The 20635-nt window shown below is 36.1% G+C and carries 18 protein-coding genes; 10 read left to right on the forward strand and 8 right to left on the reverse strand.

The annotated features are described in order from the left end of the window. Positions 1–176: 176 nt before the first annotated feature. The 6 genes from CHB80_RS04245 to CHB80_RS24995 all read right to left on the reverse strand — a co-directional run bounded on the left by CHB80_RS04245 (position 177) and on the right by CHB80_RS24995 (position 4114). The gene (locus CHB80_RS04245) at positions 177–656 is read right to left on the reverse strand and encodes a hypothetical protein (protein ID WP_143337046.1); all 480 of its coding nucleotides are present in this window, start codon (positions 654–656) and stop codon (positions 177–179) included. Positions 657–752: 96 nt separating this feature from the next. Then, positions 753–1112, reverse strand: coding sequence for a YraN family protein (locus CHB80_RS04250; protein ID WP_089370177.1), 360 nt, complete (start codon positions 1110–1112; stop codon positions 753–755). A 44-nt stretch (positions 1113–1156) separates the two neighbouring features. Next, positions 1157–2077, reverse strand: a complete 921-nt coding sequence (locus tag CHB80_RS04255; protein ID WP_089370178.1) for a carbon-nitrogen hydrolase family protein — start codon at positions 2075–2077, stop codon at positions 1157–1159. 5 nt (positions 2078–2082) lie between these two features. Next, the gene (locus CHB80_RS04260) at positions 2083–2961 is read right to left on the reverse strand and encodes a hypothetical protein (RefSeq protein WP_089370179.1); all 879 of its coding nucleotides are present in this window, start codon (positions 2959–2961) and stop codon (positions 2083–2085) included. Further along, complete coding sequence (locus CHB80_RS04265; protein ID WP_089370180.1) at positions 2954–3853, reverse strand: S66 peptidase family protein; 900 nt, start codon at positions 3851–3853, stop codon at positions 2954–2956. Before CHB80_RS04265 ends, CHB80_RS04260 begins: the two co-directional genes overlap by 8 nt. 135 nt (positions 3854–3988) lie before the next feature. After that, a complete protein-coding gene (locus tag CHB80_RS24995) occupies positions 3989–4114 on the reverse strand; it encodes a hypothetical protein (RefSeq protein ID WP_262486170.1) in 126 nt (41 codons plus the stop codon). Between the two features lie 159 nt (positions 4115–4273). On the opposite strand from CHB80_RS24995, the gene CHB80_RS04270 reads away from it, so the two are divergent. From CHB80_RS04270 to CHB80_RS04290, 5 genes are all read left to right on the forward strand, one after another. After that, complete coding sequence (locus CHB80_RS04270; protein ID WP_089370181.1) at positions 4274–4591, forward strand: hypothetical protein; 318 nt, start codon at positions 4274–4276, stop codon at positions 4589–4591. Between the two features lie 229 nt (positions 4592–4820). Then, a complete protein-coding gene (locus CHB80_RS04275) occupies positions 4821–6284 on the forward strand; it encodes a DUF1800 domain-containing protein (protein ID WP_089370182.1) in 1464 nt (487 codons plus the stop codon). 8 nt (positions 6285–6292) lie between these two features. Then, positions 6293–7948: a DUF1501 domain-containing protein gene (locus CHB80_RS04280; RefSeq protein ID WP_089370183.1), complete on the forward strand. Its 1656-nt coding sequence runs from the start codon at positions 6293–6295 to the stop codon at positions 7946–7948. Positions 7949–8296: 348 nt separating this feature from the next. Beyond that, positions 8297–10381: a methionine--tRNA ligase gene (metG, locus tag CHB80_RS04285; protein ID WP_089370184.1), complete on the forward strand. Its 2085-nt coding sequence runs from the start codon at positions 8297–8299 to the stop codon at positions 10379–10381. Positions 10382–10484: 103 nt separating this feature from the next. Further along, positions 10485–11936 (forward strand): hypothetical protein, encoded by a 1452-nt coding sequence (locus CHB80_RS04290; RefSeq protein ID WP_089370185.1) that lies wholly within the window; start codon positions 10485–10487, stop codon positions 11934–11936. Here the strand turns inward: CHB80_RS04290 and CHB80_RS04295 are convergent. Next, a complete protein-coding gene (locus CHB80_RS04295; RefSeq protein ID WP_089370186.1) occupies positions 11933–13036 on the reverse strand; it encodes a serine hydrolase domain-containing protein in 1104 nt (367 codons plus the stop codon). The two genes, CHB80_RS04290 and CHB80_RS04295, sit on opposite strands and share 4 nt — an antisense overlap. Before the next feature lie 546 nt (positions 13037–13582). Here CHB80_RS04295 and CHB80_RS04300 point away from each other — a divergent pair. The 4 genes from CHB80_RS04300 (at position 13583) to CHB80_RS04315 (ending at position 19277) form a co-directional block, all read left to right on the forward strand. Then, entirely contained in the window at positions 13583–15700 is a 2118-nt protein-coding gene (locus CHB80_RS04300) for a Tex family protein (protein ID WP_089370187.1), read from the forward strand. Positions 15701–15710: 10 nt separating this feature from the next. Further along, positions 15711–17150 carry a hypothetical protein gene (locus CHB80_RS04305; RefSeq protein ID WP_089370188.1) on the forward strand — a complete coding sequence of 480 codons (1440 nt, stop codon included), beginning with the start codon at positions 15711–15713 and terminating at the stop codon, positions 17148–17150. A gap of 3 nt (positions 17151–17153) precedes the next feature. Then, entirely contained in the window at positions 17154–18056 is a 903-nt protein-coding gene (locus tag CHB80_RS04310; protein WP_089370189.1) for a histone deacetylase family protein, read from the forward strand. 72 nt (positions 18057–18128) lie between these two features. Next, positions 18129–19277, forward strand: a complete 1149-nt coding sequence (locus CHB80_RS04315) for a lycopene cyclase family protein (protein WP_089370190.1) — start codon at positions 18129–18131, stop codon at positions 19275–19277. A gap of 1 nt (position 19278) precedes the next feature. Here the strand turns inward: CHB80_RS04315 and CHB80_RS04320 are convergent, their stop codons facing one another. Beyond that, on the reverse strand, positions 19279–20031 hold the full coding sequence (locus tag CHB80_RS04320) for a TerB family tellurite resistance protein (RefSeq protein WP_089370191.1): 753 nt from the start codon (positions 20029–20031) through the stop codon (positions 19279–19281). Between the two features lie 186 nt (positions 20032–20217). On the opposite strand from CHB80_RS04320, the gene CHB80_RS04325 reads away from it, so the two are divergent. Next, the gene (locus tag CHB80_RS04325) at positions 20218–20628 is read left to right on the forward strand and encodes a BrxA/BrxB family bacilliredoxin (RefSeq protein ID WP_089370192.1); all 411 of its coding nucleotides are present in this window, start codon (positions 20218–20220) and stop codon (positions 20626–20628) included. Positions 20629–20635: the final 7 nt, after the last annotated feature.

Below are 20635 nucleotides of genomic sequence, written 5' to 3' on the forward strand. Positions count from 1 at the left end.
TATTAACAGAACTATAGGTGTGTTTGGGTACATTCACACGCTATATACTTGTAATTGTTCCTTATACGCTTTAACGCTACGCTCTCCCTACGGTCGTGAATCTCACAAGCTTGATTTCGCGAAAGCGTATACAGAGACCCTCTCACTTTTCCAAAAACTATTTATATCGCTACGTATTATTGTTTAATAAATAATAGCTGTCCCACATGATCTCCATCACAATCGTTTCCTGTAAAATCAATAATAAAGTTCCCGTTTGCATTAATTGTTCCATCACCAGAAAAACTCCCTTCACAATCTACAATAGTATCTGTAAATGAAAAAGAGGTAATCGTATCACCGTCTAGATTTATAATCATAGTGCCATCATTTGCATTGGTACTACAACACGATGTATAATTAGAAGTTGCAAAAAACTCGGCATCAATACGATTTGGATTGGATGCGCTCACAACAAATCTCGCTGAAATGGCAAAATCTGTATAGGTTATTGAAGGTGTTACAGAATTCCATGTGCCTCGATAATTTCCAGTAAATGAAGCTTCTACTGGGTCATCTTCCATTTGTATGGGTTCATTCCCATCATCTGAGCTACAGCTAGAAATAAACAGACATAGACATACGATCCATGCATAAAGTGTTAGGTGTGTTTTCATTTTTTAAATTGTTTAGTTAGTTAATACATCTACTTTCTAAACAAATATTTTGGGCGAAGTGTGCCTTTTGAGAACACTAAAGATACTTATTTACTATTAAAAATGATAGAAAGCATCTTCAAAATGTTTCAAAGCTTCTTGCTGTTCATTTTTAAGAATTGCTATAATATCAAAACGTACCTCAACATCAAGATCGTTTGAGATCACATACTCATTAGTCGCTTTTACAATGTTTTTGATCTTTGCTTGAGTGACAAAACTCTGCGGATCTCCAAAAAACTCAGAGTTTCTTGTTTTCACCTCTACCACAACCAAAGTGTCTTTATCTTTCTGACAAATAATATCCAGCTCGGCTTTGTTATAAAACCAGTTACGTTCTAAAATGGTATATCCATGCTTTACGAGATATAGTGTAGCATACTCTTCTCCCCATTCACCGAGTTCGTTGTGTGTCATTTAATATTCATTTAATTTCCACAAAGGTGGAAACCTTTTAGTGATTATTCCTTCTTCATTTTTGGTTGATCTTTTACGTCAAATGTAAAAATATCAGGTCGTGCATAATGACCTATGGTATCAAATTCGAGTTTACTTCGTGTAATTTCAGCAAGATTAATAGTTGCGGTAAGCGTGCCTGCTTTATCAAACAAAGGTCCCGCAAGTACTTCTCCATTTGGAGCTACGATCACGCTACCTCCACGACACATCATTTCAGGTTCGTCTACAGCTATTGCCTGATATTTTTCTGAATACATCGATTTGGTAAAAAACTGATTACATCCTAGTACAAAACAACGACCTTCCAGCGCAATATGCTTCATTGTTGCAGTCCAGTTATCCCGAGAGTCGGCTGTAGGAGCGACATAGATTTCTACGCCTTTTTTATACATCGCCATTCGTGCTTCTGGCATATAATTTTCCCAACAGATAAGACCACCTAGTTTTCCAATATCGGTATGAAAAGTAACGAGTCCTTCTCCTGCTGCTTCTCCCCAAATAATACGTTCAAATCCTGTAGGCTTGATTTTGCGATGTACGCCTAGCAATCCTACTTTGGGTGAGATGTACAACATGCTACAATACAAAGTACCATTTATGGATGTACGTTCGGTTACTCCTAAAATAAGATAGACATTTTGTTCTTTAGCGAGTTGTTCCATACGAGGGAGATCATCACTTTCTAAATCAAAACTATGCTCATAATACTCGGCATAAAGGTCTCTTCCTTCTTCAGTACGACTCCCTACTTTGGTGCCAAACATAAACCCGCGAGGATATCCCGGCACAAAAGACTCTGGGAATACAATAAGCTCACTTCCTGAAGCGGCATGCTCCTTGGTGAGCCGTTCTACTTTTTGAAGTGTTGCCTCTTTGTCAAAAAATACAGGACTATCCTGAATAAGTGTTACGGTAACTTCCATTGTTCTTAATTATACAAATAAGCGCGTCGTAGTGAATCTACTTTCTTTTTTAATCTCCATGGAGGAAGTCCAACAGAAATACGTCGCTTATCTAGATTTTTAAAGTCTTTTATTTGAGTAGCATCTGCGTTGTCATATATTCCATACGTAAAACTATCTCTATCTGCTAAGTTCTTTCTATCTACAATAAAACCTACGTATCCTGGAGGTGCGATTCCTTTTCTAGTGCTCTCTAGTAATAATGGTGTGAAATATTCAGGTTCTAAAAAATGCATTAATAACACTTTTATATCTGTGCGTTCCCCCATACTAGATTTTCCAACCAGTCCTTTATGTGGATAGCCATATTCTTTAAAAATCTCTTTTATTCGCTTTTTATGAATACTATCTACAGTATTCATATCTTTTTTTCTTGACTCATTGATTCTCACCGCCTGATCTTCTTCATTCATTTCTAAAATCTCTTTTCGTAAATCTTGATTTAATTGATTACGATACGCTAATAGGAGATCTAATTCTTTAGATGCAAGTTCTTTCCATTTCTCATGGCCTTTTAATGGTTCAAGAATTTCATCATTTTCAAAAGTTTCGATATAGAATCCCTCAGATAACATACGCTCTAAATAGGGAAACGCCTCTTCAGGTTTTCCTAATATGACACTAAGTCGAGCAAGCATTAGTGGTTCTTGTATTATTTGTTGGTTTAACAAATCACATTGAGATTCTACTTTTTTAAGTGCATCATAAGCCGTTTGATAGTCCTTTTCTAAATAAGCGAGTTCTGCTTGATACACTTGCTGATAATAATCTTCTATATAATCGCAAGGCTCTTTCTCTTGACATGCAAGACAACATAAAAAGAAAATCAATATCACTCTATGCATAGGTCAATGTACAATTCGTTTTTGTCACTTCTAGCGTTACAGTGGCTCCCATAATGAGTGCTCGATTATCATCTACATGACCCGCTGGAAAATCAAAAGCAACGGGATATTCACATTCTCCTATCGCGTCTATTACAATTTCCTGAGCTGTTTTTCCAAACGGAATACGATTATCATGCATTTTGGTCATTCCACCTACAATAAGACCTGCCAAATGATCTAACATCTTATTACGTTTTAAGTTCATCACCATACGATCTATATGATAGAGGTATTCATCCAGATCTTCTATAAATAAAATTTTTCCTTCTGTATCTAACGCCGAATTGCTTCCGCACATAGAATAGAGCATTGATAAGTTTCCTCCTACCAATATTCCATTAGCACTTCCTTGCCTATTAAGAGCATGTGAGGTCTCATATTGGATAGTAGGCAACTCTCCAAAAAGGGATTGTTTTAGGGTCGCTTTCGCGAAAGCGGTATTATCAGGTACACTTACAGGCATAGTTCCATGAATAGTTTTGAAACCAATTTTATGCAAATGATTGTGAAAAACGGTTACATCAGAATAGCCTACAATCCATTTAGGATATTTTACAAATTTGTAAAAATCAATCTGGTCTATCATACGCACCGAACCATAGCCACCTCGCGCACACCAAATGGCCTTAATCTTTGGATTATCAAGCATTTCCTGAAAATCCTGTGCACGCTCATAATCTGAGCCTGCATATTGATGGTCTGATGCACCAATGGTATTTCCAATTACAGGAATAAGCCCCCAACTTTTAATCAATTGGAGTCCTTCTTCAAGCTCTTTTATAGAAATTTTACGTGCAGTAGCTACAATTGCTACTTGATCTCCTTTTTTTAGAAATGGCGGTGTTATCAAGATAGTTCTATTTTAAAGATACAAGGTAGTATATTTCTTAGTATCTCATACATATAAAATTGTCATTACCAGCAAACAAGTAATGACAATTGTATAACTTAATAATACCCCTATTTATTATTAGTATTGTAGTTTTTAAAGCCATATCCTCTTACCATTCATATCACCACCATCATCACCCAACCAAAAGGTATGGTCACTTCTTGTATCACTTAGGAAATCACCATCCCAATTTCCAGTTTCCATCCCATTTTTTTTCATTTACTTTAGTAAATACAGCAAAGAATCTTACAAGCATCCAAATTTTTACTATTTAAAAGATGTAACCTTATTTTTCTTCATAATTATTTATCTCAAAATATTAAACCTTTTTACTTTTCAGTAGTCAAAGGTTAGCAAATTACTTATTGAATTATAACAATGACTACACAACAAATAGAAAAACTTGCTAAAAAAAATAAAGGAAAGACAACGCAAGAAATATATAGTGCATTAATGGGACTTAAACTATTGAAGCTAGGAATTGTGGAATGCATTATATATGTTTCAAATAATAAGCAATGCTCTTTTATAGAAGCAAAAGAGATAGTTTTAAATTCACCTGCCTGGATTGATAAAAAAGAGGAATTCATAAAAGAAGAACAAATCGCTGTATTACTTAATTCTTCAAAAAATAACTTGCAAAAACTAGAGCATATGTATCCTTCAGATGGTACTAAAGAGAGCATATCGATATAGAACTAATAAAATTGATTTAGAAGTAAAGTAAATACAACAAACAGGAGCTTCTAAACATCCAAATCTTTATTATCTCCGTATATTAATGCAGGAGGTGTAACCATATTTTTGTTTTACTCGTCTCAATATAATAAACAATTAAACCTTTTCGTTTTTTTAATGTCAAAAGTTAACAAATTGTTTATTTATAATGATTTACATACTTTTAGTATAACCAAACCCTACCATTATGGAAATTCTTACTTCTTGTAACCTTGCTTCCATTACTCCTTATGTACCTACAGATACCAATCCTTGGGATATCCAAAAGGTAAAACACGTGTATAGACGGCTAGACTATGGTGCTACCGATGCTACATTAAATATTGGTATTCTGAGTACTCCTAGCGAACTCATAGACACGCTTATTCAGGAAGCTATGGATAAACCCAACCCACCACAACCAGAATGGGGGTTTTGGAATCTAAATAACTATACAGATTTTAATGACGAAAACAACAGTCAGATTAATGAGTGGTATGTGCAAACCTCTATTGCTTTCATTAATGGAAATTTAAAAGATCGTTTAGCCTTCTTCTGGTTTAATCACTTTGTGACACAACTAGAAGTTTATTTTTATGCTCCCTATTTATATCAATATTGGGACTTAATGCATACACATGCATTAGGCAATTTTAGAGATTTTGTAAGAGCTGTAGGGAAGTCTTCTGCGATGTTACTTTTCTTAAATGGATTTGAAAACACAAACAATAGTCCTAATGAAAACTATGCTCGCGAGTTGTATGAGCTTTTTACATTAGGGGTCAATAATGGGTATACACAAACCGATATTGAAGAGACATCAAGAGCTCTTACTGGATATAATCATTTTGGTGATGGTGTTGTTGGAAACCCAATTGTATTTGACAATTCTACGTTTGATGACTCTGTAAAGACAATTTTTGAGCAAGAAGGACCTTGGGGGTATGATCAGGTCATTGATATTCTTTTTGAACAAAAAGCCGATTTAATTGCTCCATTTATATGCGAAAAACTCTATAACTTTTTTGTAAGCCCTGATACCAATCAAGGTATTGTAGATGCTATGGCTACGACATTTCTTGCCAATGATTTTGAAATCGAACCCGTATTAGAACAATTATTCAAGAGTGAACATTTTTATGATGTTGATGCGATAGGGCATATCATCAAAAGTCCTTATGATCTTACAACTACTTTTGTACGAGAAATTGGATTACAGTTTGATAATACCGACAATCAATTTACGAATTTCATCATCTATCTTAATGACATTACGGGACAAGACATCTTCCAACCCCCAGATGTAGCAGGATGGCAACGTAATCGTGACTGGATTAACAGCAGTACATTGGCTGGTAGATGGGAAGGTATTAGGATTTTATTATACAATTTTTGGAATGTAGATCAAGAGCAGTTTCGGAATTTTGCTATTAATATCTCTGGAGACAGTAATGATCCTGCAATTATTACACAATCTATTGTAGATTTCTTCATTTCTAGACCACTTCATACGGAAACAGATTATGATATTGCCACCACTGTTTTTAGGTGGGAAATTCCAGATAATTATTATGACGATGGGATCTGGAACTTGGGTTGGGAATCTGCCCCGTACCAAGTCTTACTTCTGATGTTTCATATGAGTAGAATGCCTGAATTTCAACTTAAATAGCCTGTATTATGTGTAATCACGACCACAATTCAAAAAACAAAGCACAAAAGAAAGGGCAAAAGTTATATAAAGGCCCTTCTGCAAAAATCACAGATCATCATCATGATGAAGAACACAGTACGTGGAGTAGACGCTCCTTTATGCAAACCCTTGGGCTTGTAGGAACAGGGTCTATCATGGTAGGCGGAGCCAATTTATCTGCCGCTGCACCTTCACGACTAACTACCGCACTTGCAAATTCTGATAGCGATCGTATTTTAGTACTCATCCGTCTTAAAGGAGGGAATGATGGTTTAAATACCATTGTCCCAATTTATGATTATGACTTTTATGCACAAAGTCGTCCTACCATACGCTATCAAGAAAACGAATTATACAACCTATCTTCAGATTTTGGAATTCCCCCTTCTATGGATCCTTTACAATCATTATGGGGAGATGGACAAATGAAAGTAGTACATGGGGTAGGATATCCAGATTCAAGTCTTTCTCATTTTAGAGGCTCTGACATCTGGGCTTCTGCACAACCAGATGTGGTAGATGACACCGGTGTTTTTGGACGTTATTTTGAAGATTTATTTCCTGATTTTCTAATCAATCCACCAGAGATACCACCCGCTATTCAAATAGGAAGTAGTGGAAATTTAATTTTTGATGGCGAAGATGCAAAATATGCCTTTTCTGTAGCTAATCCAGAACAACTGGAGGATATTGCAGAAAATGGTGTACTACATGATGTCGTTAATATTCCAGACTGTACGTTTGGAGATCAACTAGGTTTTATGCGTGGTGCTATTAATACCTCTTTTACATATGCTGCGACCATTAATGAAGCTTATGAAAGCGCTTCTAATGCTGTAGAATATGGTCAAGGGCAACTAGCAAGACAACTCGCTATTGTTGCCAGAATGATTAAAGGTGGACTAGGCACACAAGTGTATCTAGTGACTATTGGAAGTTTCGATACCCATGCTAATCAATTAGAACGACACGGCAACCTATTAAGTGACCTCTCTAACTCTGTAAAGAATTTTTATGACGATCTTAATAGCACAGGAATGGGAGAGAAGGTACTTTCTATGACCATTTCAGAATTTGGACGTCGTATTGAAGAAAATGGTTCTAACGGAACAGATCACGGAACCGCTTCTCCCATTCTTATGTTTGGTGATGGTCTTAATGATCAAGGATTTGTAGGAACACATCCTGATATTCAAGATCCCGATTCAACAGGAAACCCTGCATTTACTACCGATTTTAGACAGGTGTATTCTACGGTGTTAAAACAATGGCTCTGTATTGATGAAAATCTAGTAGATCAAATCTTATTTGGACAAACGTATGAAGCCTTAGACCTAGGCTTTAACTGCGAAGCATTAGGTATTAATGATGTTACAAATACAGCAGGTTTCTTGCACTTGGCTACCTATCAAGGTGATCAAACATTTATTGAATACACCATGCCAACCACAGCAAGAGTTACGGTTTCATTATTTAATTTACTAGGCCAAGAAGTTGGTAAATTAAAAGATGAATTTAGCTTGGAAGGACCGCAACGTATTAATGTAAAACAATCTGTGCGTACACGTTTACGAACTGGGCAATACATCTATCGTATATCCTTTAATGGAAAAAGTTATAGTAAATCTATTTTGGTGCGATAGTTTTATACGCTTTCGCGAAAGCGTACCCTTTTTCCAGTCATTAAAAAATGAAATGTAACATATATTCCGTTTGTAAAAATATAGTACACAGTATTTTTTGCTCCCTTCAGGGCTGGGGAACAAAAAATTAAAATTTTGGGAATAATCTAAAAGCTAGCCTGAGATATGTGACCTAAAACCCTCTGGAGGGTTCAAATAAAAAACAACATATAGACTCTTATACTCAACACTACATAAACGTATCAGCGGAAATGATTTTGGTATGTAGGTAGATGAAGAACTCATTTGTGGCGTAAGATGCTTTGGTAGTCGTTTGTTTTCTTATTTTTGTGCCTTTAAATTACACAGATGTCGCAAAGATACACTATTACAGCTGCTTTACCGTATACAAACGGTCCCATTCATATAGGTCACCTTGCAGGAGTTTATGTCCCTGCCGATATTTATGCGCGTTATTTACGTATGCAAGGAGCCGATGTAGCTTTTGTATGTGGAAGTGATGAACATGGCGTTCCTATTACAATTAAAGCCAAAAAAGAAGGCATTACTCCTCAAGATGTAGTAGATAAATATCACGCAATTATCAAGCAATCGTTCCTTGATTTTGGAATCACCTTTGATAATTACTCGCGTACCTCTGCACCTATTCATCATGAAACAGCATCCGATTTTTTTAAGACGATGTATGAGAAAGGGAAGTTTCTAGAAGAAACCAATGCCCAACTCTATGATGCAGAAGCAAACCAATTTCTTGCTGATCGTTTTGTGACAGGAACCTGTCCGAAATGTGGGTTTGAAGAAGCCTATGGAGATCAGTGTGAAAACTGTGGGACATCTCATAATGCTACCGATTTAATCAATCCTAAAAGTGCTATTACAGGAGCTGTTCCTACACTTAAAGAAACTAAACACTGGTTTTTACCATTAGATCAATACGATGCGTTCTTTAAAGAATGGATCTTAAAAGGACATAAAAAAGATTGGAAATCTAATGTATATGGGCAATGTAAATCATGGATTGATGATGGATTACGCCCTCGTGCGGTTACCCGTGATCTGGATTGGGGAATTCCTGTGCCTGTAGAAGGAGCAGATGGAAAAGTACTTTATGTGTGGTTTGACGCCCCTATCGGTTATATATCTGCCACCAAAGAATGGGCAGCACGAGAAGGAAAAGACTGGGAACCGTATTGGAAAGATGAAAATACCAAACTCCTTCACTTTATTGGGAAGGATAATATTGTATTTCACTGTATTATTTTCCCTGCGATGTTAAAAGGACATGGTGATTATATCTTACCAGACAATGTACCTGCTAATGAGTTTTTAAATCTAGAAGGCAACAAGCTTTCTACCTCAAAAAACTGGGCCGTTTGGTTACACGAATATTTAGAAGATTTTCCTGAGAAGCAAGATGTATTGCGTTATGTATTAACAGCCAATGCTCCCGAAGGAAAAGACAATGACTTTACATGGAAGGATTTTCAACAACGTAACAATAGCGAACTCGTAGCTATTTTTGGAAATTTCATTAACCGTGTTGCTGTCCTTACAAAAAAATATTATGATGGAGAGGTGCCTACACCTAGTATGTTTACTGACGTTGATCTTAAAACATTAGAAGAAGTACGTGCGTATCCAGCTGTGATAGGAAGTAGCGTAGAAAAATACCGCTTTCGCGAAAGCCAAAACAGCCTCATGAACCTTGCACGACTAGGAAATAAGTACTTAGCTGATGCAGAGCCATGGAAAACGATTAAAACTGATGAAGAACGTACCAAAACAGTTATGTATGTAGCCCTTCAAATTGCTACAGCACTTTCTGTGCTTTCTGAACCGTTTTTACCATTTACCTCTAAGAAATTAAAGACCATTCTTAATACAGAAATTTTAGATAGTTTATCATGGAACGATATTTCTCTCCCTCTGGGAGAGATGCCGAATGGCAGAGAGGGTTTACTACCTTCTGGACATAGAATCATTGAAAAAGCACCTCTTTTATTTACTAAAATAGAAGACGCCGATATCCAAAAGCAGTTAGATAAATTAGAAGCTAGCAAAAAAACCAATGAAGCCGAAAATGCTGTTGCCGAGCCTCAAAAAGACACTATTGGTTTTGATGATTTTACAAAAATCGATATGCGTGTGGGGACTATTATAGAAGCCGAAAAAGTTCCAAAAACCAAAAAGCTGATGAAGCTTACCGTAGATACGGGCATTGATACACGTACCATTGTTTCTGGAATCGCCGAAAGTTTTACTGCCGAAGAAATTATAGGTAAAAAAGTAACCGTATTGGTAAATCTAGCGCCGCGTGCTTTACGTGGAGTAGAGAGTCAAGGAATGATCCTAATGACGGAAGACACCAATGGAAAACTCGTATTCTTAAATCCTGATACAGACGGAGTGAAGAATGGGGAGACGATTAATTAAGCTCATTTTGTAACAATAGAATCGATATACATACATATGAGATAACCATTATAGGTATCCTCTACAAAAAAAGATGCTTGAAAATCAATAACTATCCTCATTTATGAAATCACTTTTTTATTGTCTATTCATCTGTATAAGTTCAACTATATACAGTCAAGAATCTGTTCTAAATTTTCAAAATTTAGATTTTAAAAGACAAATTAGAAATGTTGAGAATTACTCATTATCAGACGAAAAGACAAATAACCTTGCGATCGTCATAGGACAAAAAGATAAGATTGCTGGATATTTATACAATGCAAATTTTGAAAAAATAGGGGAAGCTTCCGGAATTCGATTAAAGAGACGTTATAAAGAAACTATAGGATACAGTATTACAGATGAAACTACATACACTTTAGTTTATGGAACTGATTCTAGAAAAAAATTTGGATATGTTTCTATAGATCTTAAAACAGGTGAAATCGTATCTAACGAAATTGATTTTACCTTTGATGGTGAAAAATACCTCGAAACAATCCATTTTGAGAATAGAATGATTATGATGAGTGCAACAAAAAGTAATGCACTTATATTAAGAGAGTTTACTCCTAATTTCACTTTCAAAAAAATTGCAACATTCCAATTAGATCCTGATGATGAAGAGCAAAAATTATTAAACAGTGGTTTTAGATTTGATATTTTTGGGGCTAACACTAGAGGTGGTATAACCAAAATAGACAATCGTGTTCCTAATAGAATAGAACGTGCCTCAAAAGAGAATAAACTCTATCATCAAAAAGATAAGGTATATATCACTTTTGAAGATGAAGAGTCATATACTATACTCAATACACTTGACCTTTCAAGTTTAGAATTAACAACGGAAACATTTTCATATCCTAAAGGAAAAATTGATGAGTTCAAAAATTTCAATTCTTTTATTCATGGTGAAAACTTCTTTCATATAGCAAGTTCTCGTGATGAAATGATTTTTCAAATAAAGAATTTTGATAATACTATCTTAAAAGAATATTATGTTGCTCAGGAAGATAGTATTGAATTTAAAAATTCACCAATCATTCAACACGGGTCTGCTTACAGAAATAAAAAAAGAGAACTTAATACTACTAAACAGTTCTTACGAAAAATTACTAGTGGAAACATAGGGGTTTCTATTCATCAAGAAAATCTACAGTATCAAATCACACTAGGAAGCCATGCCGTTATAAATAGTGGCGGCGGTTATGTTGGCGGTCCTGTCGGCCCTGTTGGAGGAACAACTATAGCTGTTCCTAATGGTGGTTCTGTATTTATTCCTGCATATAACCCAGCGTTTTCATCGTACGGTGGTTATGGATTTTCAAAAGCAGTGTACGTAAATGGTTTATTCGATACTGATTTTAATCATATTAAAGACAAAGAATTTCAAGACAATATTTTTGATCGTATAAAAGAGTTTCAAGATGAGCTAAAATGGGACACCGCAGAAGATGTATTTATACATAATGGTACAACGTATTTTAGTTTTTGGAATACTAAAGAACAAAAGTATACTTTACTTAAATTCTAACCCTGTAACACCTCCTTAATTCGAGAGATAAACACATTGTTACTCGTCCATGATTTTCCAAGACGTACAATGATGAGATCTTCACTGGGTGACACATATACTTGTTGTCCTAAAATACCAAGTGCATAAAAATCATCGCCACAATCTTTGCTGTACCATTGGTATTGATAACAGTCATTTCCTTTGTTAGGCGTTATTAATTTTTCTACCCATGCTTTTGGCACTATTTGCTTGCCTTTATATTCCCCTTTATGAATCATGAGACGTGCAATCTTCGCCAGGTCAATAGCGGTAGTATTCAAACAACAAAACGCTTTGGTGTTTTTATTCTTCTCATCATCATAACTCCATGTTGCTGGGTTTTCCATTTCTAAAGGAATCCATAGTTTGGCTTCTAGGTATTTCCCCAGTTGCATCTCGGTAACACGTTCTACCGCAATACCAAGTAAGGTCGTACACACACTTTGATACTCATGATGCGTCCCTGGTTCATAGTTAAATTCCATAGCAGAAATTTGCTTCAATTGCTTCTTCCCATAATACAATCGACTTACCTCATCAAACGGACTACTATATGTTTCATCAAATTCCAATCCTGCACGCATATCAAGCAGATGTTCTAATGTGAGTCTTTTAAATTTTGGATCAGCTTCATTGAGTTCAGGAATATATTTAGTAATCGGATCTTGCACACTTTCTAGCTTTCCTTCTTCCAATGCAATGCCTACTAAAAGAGATGTTACTGATTTGGATACCGAAAAGATATTAGAAATCGAATCTCGTTTATACCCTTCATAATACTTCTCAAACACAATTGCATCGTCTTTTATCACTAAAAAAGCTGTCGTTTCTGAATATTCATCTAATACCTGATCCATCACATACCGTTCTCCTTTTACCGAAAATGTAAGCGAATCCATTTTTCTAGCAGCATCGGTGTTACTCCCATCTTTAAAGTAAAAGGTGTTTTCTCCCGTATTCACTTCGGTATATGGGAATATTTTATGATCATCTATATCGGCTTTATAATATCGGATCATACGACCATAATGACAGGATTGTAAACAGATAAGGAAAAGGATAAGAGCTATTTTTCTCATAGTATGTTTCGTATTGATTCCATACAAACATATTTTCTTTTCATCGCGTAAACGTATTATATAATGCGTTTGTGGTGAAATAGCCCTTATTTGTGGTTAAAAATATTACACTTTTGAAGGACACTTAATTATTCTTTACAACTTATTAAAAAAATTAGGTTCTTTTTCTCCAGTATAACAAGGAGTTTTCGTTAAAAATTTTTGAAGCCTTGGAAACGACAAAGTGTGAGCTTTAGGCGAGGAGTAGCGATGGAAAAACTCCTTGTGGTTTTTCGCTTTAAGCGAAAAAATACCTAAGAAAAAGCGTCTTTTCTTTTGGTTCTGTTTTCTTTGGACGAGCAAAGAAAATGAACAAACATGTTTATTATGAGTTAATTATTATTCTTAAAGTTATGTTCTCGACTTTAGCCTGTCTTGAGCTATGACGAAAGGCTCGAACAGACAAAACTATATCTTGTTTACGTCGAAAACCTTTCTTAAAGTAACCATACACCCCACTATTTTTAGTTATTTTTGAATCAATACACCCAAGTAAAAAAAGAGTCTTTGTTACACTATATTCAAAAACACACCCAACTTCCCGAATCAGGTATAAAAAATACCTTAAAATTACTTGCCGAAGATTGCACCCTTCCTTTTATAGCTCGCTATCGTAAAGAAGCTACCGGAAATCTAGACGAAGTAGAAATTGGACAAATTATTACATATAAGGAGCAGTTTGAAACCCTTGAAAAACGGAAAACAGCTATCTTTAAATCCTTAGAAGAACAAGGTGTTTTAACCGACGAATTACGTTCTAAACTCAATACAGCACAAGACCTTACTACGGTAGAAGACATCTACCTTCCTTATAAGAAAAAGCGTAAAACCAAAGCAGAAACCGCTCGTAAAAATGGACTAGAACCACTGGCAAAGATGATCATGAGTCAGAATGCTCGTGACCTAGAAGGATTGGCACATCGGTATACAACCAATGAGGTTCCCGCTGCCGAAGATGCTTTAGAAGGCGCTCGCCATATTATTGCCGAGTGGATCAATGAACGATCAGATATACGATCAGGTATACGCTATCAATTAGAGCGTTTTGCAATGATTGAAACAAAGGTCGTTAAAGCAAAAGAAACAGACGAAAAAGCTCAAAAATTTAGAGACTATTTTAATTGGTCAGAATCCTTAAGCAGGTGCCCTTCGCATCGGTTATTAGCTATTTTACGAGCAGAAACAGAAGGTTATATTCGCGTTAAAATTACCATTGATGATGAACGTGTACTAGAAAAAATAGAACGCAAAATTATTCGATCACATAATGATTGTGCTGCACAGATAACACTCGCAATCAAAGATGCGTACAAGCGTTTGTTACTCCCATCGCTATCCAATGAGGCCTTATCTGAGGCTAAAAAGAAAGCCGATGAAACCGCTATTCAGGTATTTGCTAAAAACCTACAACAACTCTTACTAGGTGCCCCTTTGGGTGAAAAACGCATCCTAGCCATTGACCCTGGGTTTAGAACAGGGTGTAAAGTAGTTTGTCTAGATGCACAGGGTAAACTATTACATAATGAGACCATCTATCCACATGCTCCAAAAAACGATGACAAAGGAGCTATTAAAAAAATAAGTTCGCTTACTGATGCCTACAAAATTGAAGCCATTGCCATTGGAAACGGAACGGCTTCTCGCGAAACCGAACGCCTTATCAAACGGATTCATTTTAAAAATGAGATGCAGGTATTTGTCGTGAGTGAAGCGGGTGCTTCGATTTACTCGGCATCTAAGATTGCCAGAGATGAATTCCCAAATTATGATGTGACCGTACGTGGTGCGGTTTCTATAGGAAGACGTCTGGCAGATCCTCTTGCAGAACTTGTAAAGATTGATGCCAAATCTATTGGTGTGGGTCAATATCAACATGATGTTGATCAAACAGCCCTAAAGAATAGCTTAGATCGTGTGGTAGAGAATTGTGTAAATCGTGTAGGAGTTAATATCAATACCGCAAGTGCTCCCTTATTGAGTTATGTATCGGGTATTGGACCTAAATTGGCAGAAGGTATTATACGCTTTCGCGAAAGCGAGGGCTCATTTACAACCAGAATTACTATCAAAAAAGTACCTCGTCTAGGTGGTAAAGCCTTTGAGCAAGCCGCAGGATTTCTAAGAATTAAAGATGCAGAAAATCCACTGGATGATTCTTCTGTGCATCCGGAACGTTACAAACTCGTACAACAAATTGCAAAAGACCAACAGATTTCTATTTCAGAAATGATTGGAAATAGCACCCTTTTAAAAGGCATTGACCTTCAGAAATATGTAACCGAAGAGGTTGGAATGCCTACGCTTACAGATATCATTACTGAGCTTGAAAAACCAGGTTTGGATATCCGGGAGAAAGCAAAAGTATTTACCTTCAATCAAAATATCAGAACCATAGAAGATGTCCAGGCAGGACAATTACTTCCTGGAATTGTAAATAATATCACCAACTTTGGATGCTTTGTGGATATAGGCATTAAAGAAAGTGGATTGATACACATTTCAAACCTCGCCGATGGATTTGTATCTGATGTGTCGGCACATGTGAGTTTACAACAACAAATTATCGTAAAGGTACTCGAGGTTGATATTTCGCGAAAGCGAATCCAATTGAAATTACATAAATAAAATTTAATACATGAGAATTGTTATCCTATTACTTTTATTTTTAGTCTCTTATACGGGTATCTCGCAAGAGCCATTTTTAAGCTTTGACCATTATTTAAAAAAGAGTAAAAAACCCACGCAGGTATTTGCTGCTAGTTTTGAGGAAGAAAATCATTTTCTAATCTTTATTGAAGATAAAAAACAAGTATCTGTATACAATTTTGACGAGATGGGTAATGAGAGAGCAGAAGGGTTTTCTTTTCCCAACTTTGTCAAAAAATATCCAAACATAGGTGGTTATATCTATAATGATAATGACACCTATACGTTGTACTTATCTACATTAAATAAAAAAAAGTGGGCGATTCTAACTCTAAATTTTAAGAATAGATCTTTTAATCTTCAGGAAACCAAATTAGAAATAAGTAAAGGTCGTATCCTAGAATCATTGCTCTATAATAATAAGCAGTATGTATTTACGCTTAAACGGGATACGTCTATTTTTGAAGTAGCGGCATTAGCATCAGACGGAACTGTAACGACACAAGAATTCCCTTTTGATGATGCAGATTTTAGTGAGGGCAGGCGTAGTATGCCAAATTTAGATCGCTTACTACATGAAACTTTTACCAAAAGAGCCGATATTATAGATAGTGAATCGCCTATCGCCTTAGAGTCCTCAAAGTCGAGAACTAAGTTTTATCAAGAGGAACATCTCATCACACTTACCATAGATGCTTCTAAGAAAAAAACGCATTATTTACAGTTTAATTTAGACACAAATACGTCTACATATAAAGCCATTCCAAAACCTACGTTTGATAATAAATTACTGAGTTCTAAATCAAATTCATTTATTTTTGAAGACAAGCTTTTTGTTTTAAAAATCTCTTCTGATGAGATGGATTTTTCTATTTACAACCTAGATTCTAACGAAAATATTGCTTCTTTCTCTGCTCAAAAAGGAACTCCTATTGGTTTTAAAAATACGCCAATTATTCAGGAAGGAGGAGAATTTAAATCGTATCGCGAACTAGAAAAGACCTCTAAGTTTTTACGTAAAGTAGCTTCTTCAAATCCTGCCATTGCTGTTTTTAAAGAAAACGATCGATACATCATTACCTTAGGAGCAACTAAAGAAATCGCACAAACGGGTCCTACGTTCTTTATCTATGGCGGGGGTCTCGCAGGTGCTGTCGCTGGAGGGATTATATCTGGTATTGCAAATGCTACCTATTATCAATACAATGCCTATTCTTATACGAAGAGTGCTCGTTTTCAAATGGTATTAGATAGCAATTTCCAATTTGTAGTAAATGCAGAAATCCCTTTAAATGTTTTTGATAATATTAGCGATTTTACACAAGAAACGCCTCCTACAGTGATACAAACAGTATTTAAATTTAATGACGCTTATATTTGGGGTGCTGTGAGTGCCAAAAACAATAAGCTTAACTTTTTTAAATTCTAGTGAGTGCTTAAAATAGCCTATCATTCTATCTATAAACATCATTTACCAGATGGGCATCGGTTTCCTATGGCAAAGTATGATTTGTTACCTCGACAACTTATCTATGAAGGTACTTGTACGGAAGCTAATTTTTTTGAGCCTACACCCATAGAAGATGTACATGTATTGCGATGCCATACACAAGAATATCTTACCAATCTAAAAGCATTAAACATAGAACGTCGTGAGGCTCGGAAAATAGGGTTTCCACTTTCAAAAGAATTGGTAGAACGCGAACTCATCATTGCACAAGGCACTATAGAAGGTTGTGTATATGCTATTGAACATGGAATTGCAATGAATATTGCAGGAGGCACCCATCATGCCTATACAAATCATGGAGAGGCGTTCTGTATGCTTAATGACCAAGCCATAGGAGCTCGTTATTTACAAGCAAACGGACTTGCAAATAAGATACTCATGGTAGACTTAGACGTACATCAAGGCAATGGCACTGCTGAGATTTTTCAGAATGATCCTAGCGTGTTTACATTTTCTATGCATGGAAAAGCCAACTACCCGTTTAAAAAAGAAACATCCGATCTAGATATTGCTTTAGAGACAGATACGCAAGATGCCCTATACTTAGCCACGCTAAAAGACATCTTACCAAAACTCATTGCACAAGAACAACCTGACTTTATTTTTTACTTAAGTGGTGTAGATATACTCACTAGTGATAAATTAGGAAAACTTGGGTGTAGTCTAGAAGGATGTGCAGCACGTGATCGGTATGTATTGCAGACGTGTCATGATCTTCAAATCCCTGTACAATGTAGTATGGGAGGTGGTTATTCTCCTGAAATTAAAACTATTATTGAGGCACATGCGAATACCTTTCGGTTAGCGCAGGATATTTATTTTTAAATCCAAATTAAAGTCCCTTCTCCTTTTGGGAGAGGGGATTTAAGGGTGAGGGAATTTACGTAACTTCGTCTTGTGCAAACGCATTACGATTATATCATTCTTGGAGGCGGTCTTTCTGGACTTACTTTGGCCTATCGGATGGCGCAAGATTCGTTTTTTGACACAAAATCTATTCTTATTATTGATCAGTCGGCAAAGGAAGAAAATGATCGCACTTGGTGTTTCTGGGAGTCGCAACCTGATATTTTTGAAGATACCGTTTCGCATCGCTGGCCTATCATCGGATTTAAAAGTCCTGTATTTTCTGATGAGATTGCAATACAACCGTATACCTATAAAAAAATTGAAGGTGCAGATTTTTACGCTTTCGCGAAAGCGTACCTAGCCACTAAACCGCATATTTCATTTTTACAGGAACACGTTACTGATATACAAGAACATACAGGCAAGGTAACGGTGACTACCACACAGCAAACACTCACTGCAGATCGTGTATGCAATAGTTTTCTACAACTAACCACCTTAGAAAAACAGTCCCAACATCAGTATTTAAAGCAACATTTTATTGGATGGTTTATCAGGACAGAAACACCTGTTTTTGATCCTGAGGTTGCCACTTTTATGGATTTTACAGTGCCACAAAAAGGAAATTGCCGATTTATGTATGTGTTACCTACTTCACCTACAGAGGCCTTGTTTGAATATACCTTGTTTTCTAAAGAGCTTCTTGAAGATACCGAATATGAAACGGCAATTCAAAAATATTTATCCAATAAAGGCATATTGCAATATAGCATTGAAGCAAAAGAACAAGGAGATATTCCTATGTCTTCCTATCGTTTTGATAAGCATAATTCCAAACGAATTATTCATATAGGCAGTGCTGGAGGATGGACCAAAGCAAGTACAGGATTTACCTTTAAACATACCCTAAAAAAGACAGCGATCCTTGTTGATTTTCTAAAAACAGGGAAAGACTTACGTGCATTTTCAAAACGCACACGTTTCTGGTGGTATGATCTTTTACTGGTAGATGTATTATACCGTAAAAATCATTTGGGCGCTCCTATATTTGGCGAAATGTTTAAAAACAATCCTACCGATCGTATTTTTAGGTTTCTGGATGATGAGACGACTTTTAAAGAGGAGTTACAGATTATCTGGAGCTTACCGAAAAAGGAGTTTATCAAGGCGGTTTTTAGTAGGTTGTTTAGGTTATAAGTTACATCCCGCGTTCCTTCTGAATAGTTTCGTAAGCCTCCTGTACTTTTCTAAATTTATCTTCGGCGCCTTTACGATAGGCTTCATCCATATGTTGTAGTTTGTCTGGATGGTATTTTTTTGCCATGGTACGAAACGCTTTCTTCACCTCATCATTGGTTGCATCTTTTTGGATCTCTAAAATTTTATACGCGCTATCGGCATTTTTAAAGAACATCGCTTTGATACTTTCAAAATCTTGATGGTTTACTCTAAAGTAGCCTGCAATTTCTGACATGATATTTACTTCAGGTTCGCTTACTTTACCATCGGCTTGAGCGATTCCGAATAAGAAATGTAAAATCTGTAATCGTACTTCGTAACGTGTACGCATATTTAAATACTGACAGATACGAGCGGCAGAGATTTCTCGTTTTTTTATCACATCATTAAAGGTCCTAAATGTAGCATTAGCACGCTCTTTACCATATGCTCTTACAAAATACTGACGTGCATAATCTAATTCTGTTTGGCTCACAGTACCATCGGCCTTAATTACAATAGAGGCCAGTGAGAGTAAGTTTAATTCAAAATCACCTGGAGATACTGTATCTCTAGTGGCTTGGTCAAAGACGTCTCTAAAACCTTTGCGTGGCTGTCCTTCTTTTTTAGGAAAGAATATGCTATCGGCTGCACTTCCTAGCAAATAACCCGCTATAGCGCCAAATATTCCACGTATAGAAAATCCAATAATAGCGCCTAAATATTTAATCATTTATAATTTCTTATGTCTAGAGAACCACAAAAGTAAGGGTTCTAGTATATATGACGCTAGATTGTTTGTATTGTTACGAATATTTTTTAAGAATAGTGTATTCAATATAATGTCATAAACTGCCAAAATTACTGACTGTCATTTGAGGTACACTTTTTGTACCTTTGTACTCAAAATAAATTGATTATGTATCCAGCAGATTTAGTAAAACCAATGCGTGAACACCTTACCAATAATGGCTTCACCGAATTACATACAACAGACGACGTACACGCAGCTATGAAAAAAGAAGGAACAACTCTTATGGTTGTAAATTCTGTTTGTGGTTGTGCCGCTCGTAATGCACGCCCAGCAGCAGTACATGCTATACACAATGGAAAAAAGCCTGATAATATTTATACTGTATTTGCAGGTGTAGATGCCGAAGCAACAGATCTTGCTCGTAGTTTTATGGTTCCGTTTCCTCCTTCTAGTCCTTCTATGGCATTATTTAAAGATGGAGAACTTGTTCATATGCTAGAGCGTCACCATATTGAAGGACGTCCAGCAGAGATGATTGCAGAAAATCTTATCGATGCTTTTGATGAGCATTGCTAATACGGTA

The organism is Dokdonia pacifica, assembly GCF_900188275.1.
GTDB classification, from domain to species: Bacteria; Bacteroidota; Bacteroidia; order Flavobacteriales; family Flavobacteriaceae; genus Dokdonia; species Dokdonia pacifica.